This window comes from Burkholderia sp. Bp8984 (assembly GCF_003853755.1).
Lineage (GTDB): Bacteria > Pseudomonadota > Gammaproteobacteria > Burkholderiales > Burkholderiaceae > Burkholderia.
The window spans coordinates 100731-113225 of record NZ_QTQN01000004.1; the positions used below are offsets into that span (position 1 = coordinate 100731).

The 12495-nt window shown below is 68.6% G+C and carries 8 protein-coding genes; 2 read left to right on the forward strand and 6 right to left on the reverse strand.

Annotated elements, in window-relative coordinates; all coding sequences use genetic code 11:
* Positions 1-18: 18 nt before the first annotated feature.
* Positions 19-1695: an alkaline phosphatase family protein gene (locus DID98_RS06120; RefSeq protein WP_124520065.1), complete on the reverse strand. Its 1677-nt coding sequence runs from the start codon at positions 1693-1695 to the stop codon at positions 19-21.
* A gap of 303 nt (positions 1696-1998) precedes the next feature.
* Here DID98_RS06120 and DID98_RS06130 point away from each other — a divergent pair, with 303 nt between their 5' ends.
* Positions 1999-2220 (forward strand): hypothetical protein, encoded by a 222-nt coding sequence (locus DID98_RS06130; protein ID WP_185500307.1) that lies wholly within the window; start codon positions 1999-2001, stop codon positions 2218-2220.
* Positions 2221-2285: 65 nt separating this feature from the next.
* Here the strand turns inward: DID98_RS06130 and DID98_RS06135 are convergent, their stop codons facing one another.
* Together DID98_RS06135 and DID98_RS06140 are read right to left on the reverse strand one after the other, a co-directional pair.
* Complete coding sequence (locus DID98_RS06135; RefSeq protein ID WP_124486081.1) at positions 2286-6116, reverse strand: DUF748 domain-containing protein; 3831 nt, start codon at positions 6114-6116, stop codon at positions 2286-2288.
* A 152-nt stretch (positions 6117-6268) separates the two neighbouring features.
* Entirely contained in the window at positions 6269-7708 is a 1440-nt protein-coding gene (locus DID98_RS06140) for a DUF1254 domain-containing protein (protein WP_124486080.1), read from the reverse strand.
* A 379-nt stretch (positions 7709-8087) separates the two neighbouring features.
* Between DID98_RS06140 and DID98_RS06145 the strand changes: the two genes are divergently transcribed.
* The gene (locus DID98_RS06145; protein ID WP_124570440.1) at positions 8088-10946 is read left to right on the forward strand and encodes a heavy metal translocating P-type ATPase; all 2859 of its coding nucleotides are present in this window, start codon (positions 8088-8090) and stop codon (positions 10944-10946) included.
* A gap of 61 nt (positions 10947-11007) precedes the next feature.
* Here DID98_RS06145 and DID98_RS06150 read toward each other — a convergent pair whose 3' ends face one another.
* From DID98_RS06150 to DID98_RS35745, 3 genes are all read right to left on the reverse strand, one after another.
* Positions 11008-11244 carry a hypothetical protein gene (locus tag DID98_RS06150; RefSeq protein ID WP_124520069.1) on the reverse strand — a complete coding sequence of 79 codons (237 nt, stop codon included), beginning with the start codon at positions 11242-11244 and terminating at the stop codon, positions 11008-11010.
* Positions 11245-11671: 427 nt separating this feature from the next.
* Entirely contained in the window at positions 11672-12151 is a 480-nt protein-coding gene (locus tag DID98_RS06160) for an N-acetyltransferase (RefSeq protein ID WP_124486078.1), read from the reverse strand.
* 135 nt (positions 12152-12286) lie between these two features.
* On the reverse strand, positions 12287-12442 hold the full coding sequence (locus DID98_RS35745; protein ID WP_167359264.1) for a hypothetical protein: 156 nt from the start codon (positions 12440-12442) through the stop codon (positions 12287-12289).
* Positions 12443-12495: the final 53 nt, after the last annotated feature.

Sequence of the window (12495 nt, forward strand, 5' to 3'; positions counted from 1 at the left end):
GCCGCCCGTGCCGTTGCGTCAGTGGTCGATGCCGAGCCCCGGCAGCACGTGCGTGTTCTCGGCCACGACCGCGTGCAGCAGCTTCGGTTCGGCGCCGAGCAGCCCGAGGATCGTCGGCGCGACCTGCTTCGTGCCGACCACATCGCTCACGGTACGCGCACGATGGAGGCCCGGGTACGACACGAGCAGGCCGAGGTGGCTGTCGTCAGGCGCGTTGCCGCCGTGTTCCTCGTCCTTCTTCGTGCTCGACGTGTAGATCACGCCCGGATTCGGCTGGACGATGATGTCCGGCGTGCGGCCGTTGGCCGGATCGCCGAACCGGTCGGCCAGCGCCGCGCCGTACAGGATGGATGCCTGCGGGCCGTCGGCGCAGATCCCCGGCGCGTTGCAGCCGAGGTTCGACTTCAGCGTCTGCACCACGGCCGCGCGCTGGCTGCGGTCGCGCAGCCAGATCAGGCCGACGTCGTCGGTCTGCACGAAGCCCGTGCCGACCAGGCCCGAACCGTCGTTCAGGTTGCCCGTCGTCGTGTTGTTCTGGCCGAAGTTGCCGTTCGGGTCGACGTAGTTGTTCGCTTCGAGCAGCTTCGTCAGCGTGTCGCCGTTCTTCACGAGCTTCGTGTGATCGGTCGGCGACTGGCCGTGCTTCGCCGTGACGATCACGGCCGTCGACGTGTACAGGTTGCGCTGCTTCAGCTCGGCGACGATGCGGCCGATCGAGTTGTCGACGTACGTGATCGCGTTCGCGACCTGGCCGTTCGGCGTGAAGTTCGCGTCGAGGTAGCCGCCGCCCTTCGCGACCGGCGCCTTCTGCGCGACGCTCAGCGTCTGGAAGTTGGCGCCGAACAGCGTCGGCACCGGCGCGTTCTTCGTGCCCGTCGAATCGCGGCCGTCGATCTGGTTGACCAGCGCCTGCACGTGCAGGTTGTCGAAGCGCGCCGTGTGCGAATAGACGTCGGTATAGGCGGTGTTCGTCGCCGGGTCGATCGAGTTGATCTCGGTGCGCATCAGATCGTCGACGCCGGTGCCCGACGGGCCGTTCAGCCAGTCGTAGCCCCACGCGTGCTTGTCCGCCCACGCGGTGTAGGCGTTCGGCACGCCGGCCTTGACGGCCTCGAACACCGTGTTGGTCTTCACGTAGTTGTGCGGATAGACCGGCACGCACTGGCCGTCGACCTTCGCATGCGGAATCGCCTGCGGATTGAATGCGCCGCCGCCGTCGAGGTGCACGAGCGCGCCGCCGTTGAACGCATCGATGCCGGTCGTCTCGTCGAACACGACGTTCCAGCCCTGCTTGCCCGAGCAGGTCGTGTCGCTCGGCGCGTACAGGTTGCGGTCGTACGACACGTCGTAGAACAGGCCGGCCGTCTTCGGCGAGCCGCCCGTCACGAGCGCGGCGAGCCCCGGGAACGAGTCCGACAGGCCGGGCGTGTAGGCGTTCGTGTACGTGACGCCGCTTTGTGCGAGCACGGCGAGGTTCGGACACGTGTTCGCGCCGATGCAGCGTGCGAGATCCTGCTCGTGCAGCCCGTCGACGCTGATCAGCAGCACGTGCTTCACGACACGCCGGCCGTGGCCGGCGTCATCGCCCTGGCTGTTGCCGTCCTGCTGCGCCGCGTAGGCGCCGGCGCTTGCGAGCGCCAGCGCGCCCGCCACCATCACCGCCATTTTTCGTTGCTTAGCGAACCTGGAAATCATCACCCCACCTCATCGATTGACGTTGAACTGCGTGACCTGCCATCAGGCGCGCAAAATATCGCCGCGCCGTGGGGCGCTCGCGTGAAGCGGGGCTTTCTGTTTTCTGTCAAACGTAACCAATCGCAAGTGACACGACGCGGTCGCAAAACGAGGCGACCCGGCGCACGCCGCGACGTGTGCGCGCGAGGTTCGCACCGGGTCGGTGCATCGGGCGCGCCGTCGCCCGCCGCGCGAATTTTTTTCACGCTTGGCGTATGACTATTGGCGTGTGATAAAGGGTTTTCCCTGACCCGGAGCACGAGTATGTCGACCCTGGAAGCTCTCCGGTTCGTGCTGGACGATGCACGCACCCCCGAAATCATTCGCCACCACGTCGTCGACGCGCTGCAGTACGCGTTGCGCAACTACGGCCAGGTGTTCACCGCGAAGGAAGTCGAATGGCTCACGCATTGGGACGATGCGCGCCTGCCGCTGGCCGCGAGGAAGGAACTGGACAAGCGCGAACCGGCGATCGAGGTGCGCTGACGGGAAGCGCGCCGCCGCGCCCGATTGCCGATCGGACGCGGCGGCGGCGGATGAGGGCGTAACGCTTACTGCAGGCCGAAGTCGACGCGCGTCGTCGCGCCCTTGTCCTCGATGCCCTTCGCATCGAGCTTCGGCGCCACGACGAACATGCGGCTCGCATCGATCTTGCCGTCGAGGTACTGGCGCACGGCCTGCGCGCGCTGCTGCGCGAGCGCGCGCAGCGCGTTGTCGTCGGCCGGCGCGTGATCGGCGAGCGCCTGCTTCATGTCCGCATCGGGCAGCGTCTTCTGCAGGCCGATCAGGTTGCGCGGCTTCTTGAAGTCGGCGTCCTTGTAGGCGCGCGTCAGGTACTTGGTGTACTCGGCCGGCTCGACCTTCACCGACATCGGATCGATGCTCTCGCCCTGGCCGACCACGTCCTTCAGCTTCTGCTGGCGGACCAGCCGTTCGACGTACGCGTCGCGCAGCCCCGGCGTATCCTTCGCCGGATCGACGCGGCCGATCAGGTCCAGCCGGATCGACGGCTTCTCGGTCAGCATCTTCACGACGGTATCGAGCTTCTTCTGCTGCGCGTCGGTCAGCTCGTACGCGCCCGGCGCGAACTCGACGTAGCCGAGATCCTCGCCGCCGCTGCCGCCGAACGCATTCGCGAGCAGCGTGAACGGCGACGTGACGGCCTTCGCGATCAGGTTCAGCACCGCGCGCCAGATCAGCCCGCCGACGCTGAACTCCGGATTCGACAGCGAGCCCGACACCGGCAGGTTCACGTCGATCTGGCCGCGCGTGTTCTTCAGGAGCGAGATCGCGAGCTTCACCGGCAACTTGGTCGCCGTGTCGTTTTCGACGTGATCGCCGAACGTGAGCTGATCGATGAAGATGTGGTTGTTCGCCTGAAGCTGGTCGTTCGCGAGCTGGTAGTGCAGGTCGACGTTGAGCTTGCCCTTCGTGATCGGGTAGCCGGCGTACTTCGCCGAATACGGCGTCAGGTTGGTCAGTTCGATGTCGTGCGCGGTCGCCGTGAGATCCAGCGCGGGCTTGTCGATCAGCGGGTTCACCGAGCCCTTGATCGAGATCGGTCCGTTGCCCGCGAGGTTCGCGGCGACGTCGACCGGCGCGGACGTCGTCGAGTCAGTGCCGAACGCGCCGACCGTCCCCTTGATCGCGACCAGGTTCGCCGTGTAGTTCGGCTTGATGAAGTTGTCGGTGTAGGTCACGCGGCCGTCCTGCAGCAGGAGCTCGCCGAAATGCATGCGCACCGGATTCTGCGGCGGCGGCGCGGCCTTCACGACGACCGTCGCCGATGCGGCGGCCGGCGCCGACGCCTGCTGCGCGGCCGCGGCCGACGAGGCCTGCGCGGCGGCGGCCGGCGGCGTCATGCCCGGCGACAGCGGCACCGGTTCGGGCTTGCTCGCGTCGCGCGTCAGCGACTGCGCGGGGCCCGTCTCCTTCGCGACGACGTCCTTCAGGTTCAGCCGACCCTGCGCATCGAGCAGCACGCGGCCGTAGAAGTTCGAGAACGTCACGCGCGCGGCGTCGACGTCGGTGCCCTTCTCGTCGTGGTTCACCTTCAGGTTCGACAGCGCGAGCGAGCGCCAGCCGGCGAACGGGTCGGACGTCGCCTTGTCGAGCATCCGCACGTCGACCAGCGCGACATCGCCGCGATAGGTCGCGCGCGGCGTGTCCTTCACCTGCGCGAACGTCAGGTTGCCCTGCGCGTTGAGCAGCGCGCTCGCGATGGTCGCGTTCAGCGCGCTGCCGAAGTACGGCTCGAACGCGGCCGCGTCGAGGCGGTTGCCGTTGATCTTCAGGCCGAGCTTCAGCGGCTGCGCGGTCACGTCGCCCGACACGTTCACCGAGCCCTTGCGGTTCAGCGTCGCCTTCAGCTGCACCGGCAGCGGCTTCGTCAGGTCGTCGCTGATCTTCTGCACCGACAGGTCGAGCGGCTTGATCGCGAGCTTCACCGGGCGCGGCGTCGACAGGTCCGTGAAGTTCGCGGACGATTCCTTCACGTTCAGCGCGTCGATCCGGTAATGCCACGACGGCGCGGCCGCCGCGGCCTTGCGCGCGACCGTGCGCCTGGGCACCGCCGCCTGCGCGGGTTCGGCCAGCGCCGCCAGGTCGATCTTGCCGTCCTTCAGGCGCTTCACGTCGAGCGCGAGCCCGGTCGCGTCGACGCTCGCGATTTCCGCGCTGCGCGCGGCGACGTCGACCTTCGTGATCTTCGCGCTCGCGTCGGGCAGCACGATCGCGGGCGCCTTCGCGTCCGGCGTCGCGAGCTTCAGCGACTTCAGGCTCACCGTGCTGTCGGCGACCTGCGCGTCGAGCGGCGTCTTGCCCCAGTCGGCCTTCGCGTTGACGCTCGCGCCGAGCGTGCCGTCGAGCACGCGCGCGCGGGTCGCCTCGCCGAGATACGGCTGCAGCGCCGGCAGCGCGAGCGCATCGACCGTCAGCTTCGTGTCGGCCTGCTTCGCCGCCAGGCTGAACGCGCCTTCGGCCTTCAGGTCGCCGCCGCGCGACAACGACGTCGACAACGTGTATTTCGCGGGCGTCTTGCCCTGCAGCGTGAAGCCGTCGAGCGTCGCGGCCAGCTTCGTCAGCGACAGCGCGGTCGGCGTCGCCGGCACGCGGTCGTCGACGTTGATCGTGCCGCCGTCGATCGCGAAATGACGGATCGTCAGATCGAGCGGCGGCGCTTCCTTCGCGACGGCTTCGGCCTTCGCGCCGCTCGCGGCGGCGACGGCGGCGGCTTCGCTCGATGCGGCGGCACCCGATGCGGCAGCGGCCGGCTTGCCGGCGGCCGGCTTGCCGGCGGCCGCCTTCGGCGCGGCAGACGGCTGGCCGGCGAGCTTCTCGACGTTCAGCACGCCCTGCTTGTCGCGCGCCAGGTCGACGACCGGCTGGTCGAGCCGGATCTCGTCGAAATGCAGCACGTTGCGCAGCGGCTCGAGGCCGGCGGCCGCGACGTGCACGCCGCGCGCGGCGAACAGCGGCGCGGACGCGCGGTCGGTCACCTTCGCGTCGTTGAGATCGACGGTGCCCGACACGCGCAGCGCGGGTGTGTCGCCGCTCATCACGAAGTGCAGCTTCAGGTCGCTGCTCAGGAGGCCGCTCGTGACGATCACCGGCAGCTTCGCCGGCGCGTACGAAATCAGCTTCGGCACGTCGAGCCGGTCGAACGTCAGCGCGACTTCCGACTCGCGCGACTGCGCAAACGGCTTCGTCCTGCCGTCGATCGCGATCGGGCTGCCGTCGAACCGCGCGCGCAGCTTCGGCTGCACGAAGATGTCGGTCTTCGACGGCAGCGTCGCGATGAACGGGATGCCGAGCATCCAGTTGTCGACCACGTGCTTTTCGTTCAGCAGGCGGTCGTCGAAGTCGATCCGGCCGTCGTTGACCTGGATGTTCGACACCGAGAAAAGTGTCGGCTTGCTTTCGGGTTTGGACGGCGTCGAGAACTTCTCGATCAGGTCGGTGAAGTTGAAGCGCTGCGCGTCGTAACGGACGATATGGAAGCGCGGCGAGTCGACGCGCACTTCGTTGACGATCGGCGCGCCGCGGAACAGCGACGACCACGACGGCCTGACGACGAGCTTGCCGATGTCGATGAAGTCGCCCTGGCCGCCGCGCTCGCCGACGTGCACGCCGTCGGCTTCGAGGTTCAGCGTGTACGGGTTCAGCGCGACGCGCTGGACCGTGGACGGCCGGCCGAGCTGCTGGCTCAGTTGCTGTTCGGCGATGTGGCGGATCAGCGGCGGCGCCGCGAAGAACCCGAGCAGTCCGAATAAAACGAGGAAGATCAACACGCCAAGGCCGATACGCCGGGTCCGGCGCGAGCGTGCAACGCCGCCGAGGGCATGGAGGGTCGAGGGTACGGTTTCTTTGTCTGCGCTTGCCATGCTTGGATGCCTCGGGAATGGATGCCTGGCCGCGCCGGAAAACCGGCACGGCCGTGCACGCTATCCCGAAAGTATAGGCTCAGGTGGTAACGGAACGACGTTCGGGCGCGGCCGCCGCGCCCGCGGATCGGACAGCGGCGGCGCCCGTCGGTTCATTTCCGGACGACGACGGGCGGCATCCACGAGCCGTCGCTCGCTTGCGGCTTCGGCGCGTACAGCCGCAGCGCGAGCGCGAAATCGGTGCGCGGCGCCGGCAGCCAGTTGGCCGCATGCGTGCCGCCCGGCGATGCCGACACGACCACGTCGATCGAGCCGTCGTGGTTGCGACGCAGCCGGTCGCGGTCGCCGAGCGAGCGGCGCGCCGAGCCGACGTCGGGCAGCGCACCGTTCGTCGCGTACGGCGTGAGCGTCCAGAACCCGCGCACCGGCGGCAGCGCGCCCGGCGCGAAGTGCAGCACGTAGCGGTTCGCGCCGTTCAGCGCATGGCCGTCGCTGTCGACGCGCACGAACGCGAGCGTTTCGTCGTCGCGCGTCGCGGTGCCGAACTGCGTGTAGGCCGCGTACGCGCGCAGCGTGTAATCCTGACCGTACTTGCCGGCCGTGTCGCCGATCCAGCTCCAGCCGTTCGCGTTGAGCAGGTTCGACGGCGGTGTCGCGAGCCGCGCGCGCGCCTCGGCGACGCCGGCCGTCGCGGCGTTCAGGCGATCGCCCGTCCACAGCACCGGGTAGCCGGCCGTCACGCCGATGTCGTTCAGCTGCTCTTGCGCGTGCGCATCGTCGGCCGGCGCCGGGTTGTCCTGCAGCGCCCGCGCAAAGCGCGTGAAGAACGCCTTCGGGTCGAGCGCGGCCACCTGCTCGGCCGGCGTGCCGCCGCTCGCCGCTTCCGACGGCGCGCTGCCCGCATGGACCGCGACCGACGCGCCGCGCGCACTGCCCGTATAGACGGACAGCGGCACCACGCGGATCGTCCGCTGCAGTTTCTTCACGTTCGTGAGGTCGCGCCCGCCACTCGTCTGCAGCCGCACTTCGAGCCACGCGTTGGCCGACGGCACGTCGATCCGCAATGCGCCCTTCGGCAGCGTGCCCTGCCAGTCCTTCGCGGCGAAGGCAATCGTTTGCGCTCGCACGGCGCCGCGAGCGCCACGCGCCGCCACGCTCGACGCCGACCACAGCACGTTCGTCCACATGTCGAGCGCGCGGGCATCCCAGTAACGGCCGCGGGTGTCCGGCAGCGTCACGATCACCGGCTCGGCGCCGACGTCGAGCCAGCCGGTCGAGTCGAGCGTGTCGACGCCCGGCAGCGGCGGGTTCAGCGCGCCGACGGGCGGCAGCGCCTGCGCGTGACGCAGCGTGTTGAGCGGCGCCTGGCCCGGCTGAGCGCCGTCGCCGCCCGTCGCGGCTTCCTTCGCGACGTCCATCAGCACGAGCGGATACGCGTATACATAAGAGTCGGCCACTTCGGCGCGCATCCAGCCGGTTTTCCGCTGGATCGCATCCGGTTGCGACGCGCATCCTGCCAGCAGCATCGCCAGGGCCAGCGACGCGCCTGCCGCGCGCCGCAGAGAAATTGATTCTCGTAGGTTTTCAATCATTGAGTACTGGCCGAATATCGTTCTTGTCAGTCAACGCCTTGTTCGACTCACGATCGACGAAGGCAAGGCACCCCAGCCTGCCCGGTCGCCGCTTCGCCGGGCGGACGCTGATGTCAGGCCGGTATCATAGCGCCTGAGGGCATCCCCCAATATGCCGAATAACGGGCGCAGCAGTAGCCGGCCTGTCGTCAGCCTGAATCTCCGCTGATCCGGCCCCTTGTACGAAGCGGTCCGCCGCCTGCGCTGGCCGGGCATGACAGGCGAGAATGCGTTGGCCGTCGACACGATCCTGTATTGCATCCCCCCTTGACCTTCCCATCATGGGAATGTTGATACTGACATCACTCGCGGCTCGATCCGCGCTCCTGGGGAATCCGACATGACTGAACCACTCGCCTCCGCAGCCCTGCAAACGGTCGAACTGACCGTCGACGGCATGCATTGCGGCGGCTGCACCGGCCGTGTGCAACGTGCGCTGGCTGCGGTGCCGGGCGTCGTCGAGGCCGCGGTCGATCTCGACGCGCATGCGGCCACGGTCACCGCGCATGATGCGGTCACGCCGGCGCAGCTCGTCGACGCGGTCGGCGCCGCCGGCTATCGCGCTGCCGTGCGCGAAGCGACGAGCGCAGCCCCGGCGGCCTCGCCCGCGGGGCACGCGACGCGCGTCGCAGCACCGCCGGTAACGGCAACGGCATCGCCCGCCACCGCCACCGCCACCGCCACCGCCACCACGATCGAACTCGATATCGACGGCATGACCTGCGCGTCGTGCGTGTCGCGCGTGGAGAAAACGCTCGCGAAAGTGCCGGGCGTCACGCGCGCAACGGTCAACCTCGCGACCGAACGCGCGACGGTCGACGCCGCAGCGGACGTTTCCGCGTCGCAACTGGCGGATGCCGTCAGGCAGGCCGGCTATGGTGCGACGCCGCTCGCGCCGGATACCGCCGCCCTCCCTGCCCCGTCCGCGTCTCCGGCATCCGCCAGCCTCGAACTCGCCATCGACGGGATGACCTGCGCGTCATGCGTGTCGCGCGTCGAAAAGGCGCTGGAGAAGGTGCCGGGCGTCACGCATGCGTCGGTCAATCTCGCGACCGAACGCGCATCGGTGCATGGCACCGGCGCGCTCGACGCCGCCACGCTGATCGCGGCGGTCACGACGGCCGGCTATCGGGCGTCGCTCGCCGCCTCGCCGGACGCGGGCGCCTCGACCGACGCCACCGCCCGCGCCGGCACCGGCGCCGCCGCGCAAGCCCCCGACGCCCGCAAGCAACGCGAAGCGATCCGCGAGCGCAATCTCGTGATCGGCTCGGCCGTGCTGAGCGCGCCGCTCGTCGTGCCGATGCTCGTCGCGCCGTTCGGTTTCGACGCGATGCTGCCCGGCTGGCTGCAGCTCGTGCTCGCGTCGATCGTCCAGTTCGGCTTCGGCGCGCGCTTCTACCGCGCCGCCTGGCATGCGGTGAAGGCACGCACGGGCAACATGGACCTGCTCGTCGCACTCGGCACGTCGGCCGCGTTCGGCCTGAGCCTGTGGATGCTGCTGCGCGACCCCGCGCACCCCGGCCACCTGTATTTCGAGGCATCGGCCGTCATCGTCACGCTGGTGCGCTTCGGCAAATGGCTCGAAGCGCGCGCGAAACGCCAGACGACGGAGGCGATCCGCGCGCTGAACGCGCTGCGTCCGGACCGTGCGCGCGTCGTCGAGCACGGTGTCGAACGCGACGTGCCGCTCGCGCAGGTGCGCGTCGGCACGACCGTCAGCATCCGTCCCGGCGAGCGCGTGCCCGTCGACGGCCGGATCGTGTCGGGCCGCTCGCACGTCGACGAATCGCTGATCACCGGTGAAAGCCTGCCGGTGCCGAAGGACGACGGCGACTCGGTCACGGCCGGGTCGATCAACGGCGAAGGCGCGCTCGTCGTCGAAACCACCGCGATCGGCGCGGAAACGACGCTCGCACGCATCATCCGCCTCGTCGAATCCGCCCAGGCGGAGAAAGCGCCGATCCAGCGGCTCGTCGATCGCGTCAGCGAAGTGTTCGTGCCGGCGATCCTCGGCATCGCCGTGCTGACGCTGATCGGCTGGCTGATCGCCGGCGCCGGCACCGAAACGGCGATCCTCAACGCGGTCGCGGTGCTCGTCATCGCGTGCCCGTGCGCGCTCGGCCTCGCGACGCCCGCGGCGATCATGGCCGGCACCGGCGTCGCGGCCCGCCACGGCGTGCTGATCAAGGACGCCCAGGCGCTCGAACTCGCGCAGCGTACCACCGTGATCGCGTTCGACAAGACCGGCACGCTGACCGAAGGCAAGCCATCCGTGACGGCGTTCGACGCCGTCGGCATCCCGCGTGAGCAGGCGCTCGCGCTCGCGGCCGCGGTCCAGCGGCAAAGCGATCACCCGCTCGCGCGCGCGGTAGTCGCCGCACACGATGCGGACGTCTTGGCCCGCGGCGGCGGCGCGGGCTCGGCCGAGATCGTCGCGGCCGATGCGCGCGCGGTGGCCGGACGCGGCGTCGAAGCGCGTGTCGACGGGCAGCTTCTCGCACTCGGCAGCACCCGCTGGCGCGACGAACTCGGCATCGTCGTGCCGCCCGAACTCGACGCGCGTGCCGCGGAACTCGAACGCGCGGGCAACACGATTTCGTGGCTGATGCGCGCCGATGCGCCGCGTGCGCTGCTCGCGCTGATCGCGTTCGGCGACACCGTGAAGCCCGGCGCGCGCGACGCGGTCGCGGCCCTGTCGGCACGGGGCGTCGCGAGCGTGCTCGTGACGGGCGACAACCGCGGCAGCGCCACGGCCGTCGCGGCGACGCTCGGGATCGGCGAAGTGCATGCGCAGGTGCTGCCCGACGACAAGGCACGCGTGGTGGCCGAACTGAAGCGGACGCACGGCGGAATCGTCGCGATGGTCGGCGACGGGATCAACGACGCGCCCGCGCTCGCCGCGGCCGATGTCGGCATCGCGATGGCCACCGGCACCGACGTCGCGATGCACACGGCCGGCATCACGCTGATGCGCGGCGACCCGGCGCTCGTCGCCGATGCGATCGACATCTCGAAGCGGACGTACCGGAAGATCCAGCAGAACCTGTTCTGGGCGTTCGTCTACAACCTGATCGGCGTGCCGCTCGCGGCGCTCGGCTGGTTGAATCCGGTGATCGCGGGGGCAGCGATGGCGTTTTCCAGCGTCAGCGTCGTGACGAATGCGTTGCTGCTGAGGAGATGGAAAGGGCGGGCGCGATGAGCCGGCGCGGCGCGAAAACGGGCGGGACTGCAACCCGCACGCTCGCCGCCGCGCGCAGGATTCAACGGCTTCGACGAATCCAGAAACAATACGCGCCGATCGCGACCAGCATTGCGCCATCGACAATACCCAGCAACGGGAGCGGATTCGTCCACTTGTCCATATTGGTCGTCCGCGCGTAGTAGGGTGGTCCGTCGCCGTATGCCTCTTCGAGATTGATCGCGTTGAACGCAAAAACGAGCAGGATCGAAATCAGCAGCGCCACACCAATCAAGATATGCAACGGGCGTTTTCGCATGTCAGTATTGAATCGTCAGTGGAACGTAGCACTCGGGCGCGTCCTTCGTCGCCGCCTCGATGTCTCGATGTCTCGATGTCTCGAACGACATTTTCCATTCCGGAATGAAGATTGATGCATCCGGCGGATCCCGCGTTCGTGCCGCCATGGATGAAGAATCCACCGCGACCGAACGCTCGGGTTCCGGGCATGACATGAATGGTCAGTCGGTGATCGCCCCATGCTGCGTATGAGTACGCCAAACTGTTGGCCCGCTCATCATAGGATCCACACTGGATTTCGGTTGCCATGCAGGTTGGGCGCCCCGCGTTCAAAAGACCAAATCGGGCTCGCGGGCCCGTCCAGAGCGCGCCACGGCCCACGCGTGTGCTTACGTCAAATCGTGTCGAAACGAAAACGTTGCGCCTGCGGTGTCGAATCTTCGTCGTTAGCCAGAGACGACCGGCTTGATCAGCGTCGTCGTGATCGGCGCGAAGCCGCACGCCCGATACAGCGCACGGGCAGCCGTGTTGTGATTGAACACCGACAGCCCGATCTCGGTGACGCCATGGCGGCGTGCCTCGGCCTCCAGCGCATCGAGCGCGCGTGTGGCCCAGCCCTGGCGGCGCCGTGACGGGACGATGTCGAGGTCGTAGATGAACAGCGTGCGGTTCGGCCCTTCGGGCACGATCGCGTACCAGAGATCGCCGACCGTGTCGCCGCTGGCAGCGTCGATCAGTTGGACGAGTGTCTGGCCGGAAGTGAGCAGGCCGTCGGGCAGCAGCGTATCGAAGCAGGCGCGGGCGCGGCTCGCCGCGTCGTCGGCCGCATTCTGCCCGGACGACACGAGATCGCGCGCGTAGCCGTCGATGGCGCGCGTGCGGTATGCGTGGAATTCACCGGCCGTCATCGGCCGCATCTGCAGCATGGCCCGGGTGTCGCGAGGGAAGTCGGACTTCCAGTGTAGCGGGACGGTCACACCGGCGCGCGATGCGACGGCGGAAAGCGGGCAGGCAGTTGCAGCGAGCGCTGCGCCGGATCAGCGAATCAGCGAATCAGCGAATCAGCGACGATACAGGACGATCGGCACGAGATTCGCACGACGCACGCGCTCGGCTTCGGCGCGACGCGCAGCGTACGAATATTCCGCGTCGAGCGGCAGGTGCGGGGAGACGAACAGGTCGTCGATCTTTTGCAGCAGGGCAAGAATGAAGCTCATGTGAGACTCCTGACAGATGGCTCTAGGGTTTTCCCTTAGATCGACTTCATTCT

What these genes read in the sequence shown, in the direction of transcription:
- DID98_RS35745 (WP_167359264.1), bottom strand. Translation starts at nt 12,442, where the DNA reads ATGAGCTTCATTCTTGCCCTGCTGCAAAAGATCGACGACCTGTTCGTC.
- DID98_RS06140 (WP_124486080.1), bottom strand. Translation starts at nt 7,708, where the DNA reads ATGATTGAAAACCTACGAGAATCAATTTCTCTGCGGCGCGCGGCAGGC.
- DID98_RS06150 (WP_124520069.1), bottom strand. Translation starts at nt 11,244, where the DNA reads ATGCGAAAACGCCCGTTGCATATCTTGATTGGTGTGGCGCTGCTGATT.
- DID98_RS06130 (WP_185500307.1), top strand. Translation starts at nt 1,999, where the DNA reads ATGTCGACCCTGGAAGCTCTCCGGTTCGTGCTGGACGATGCACGCACC.
- DID98_RS06135 (WP_124486081.1), bottom strand. Translation starts at nt 6,116, where the DNA reads ATGGCAAGCGCAGACAAAGAAACCGTACCCTCGACCCTCCATGCCCTC.
- DID98_RS06120 (WP_124520065.1), bottom strand. Translation starts at nt 1,695, where the DNA reads ATGATTTCCAGGTTCGCTAAGCAACGAAAAATGGCGGTGATGGTGGCG.
- DID98_RS06160 (WP_124486078.1), bottom strand. Translation starts at nt 12,151, where the DNA reads ATGCTGCAGATGCGGCCGATGACGGCCGGTGAATTCCACGCATACCGC.
- DID98_RS06145 (WP_124570440.1), top strand. Translation starts at nt 8,088, where the DNA reads ATGACTGAACCACTCGCCTCCGCAGCCCTGCAAACGGTCGAACTGACC.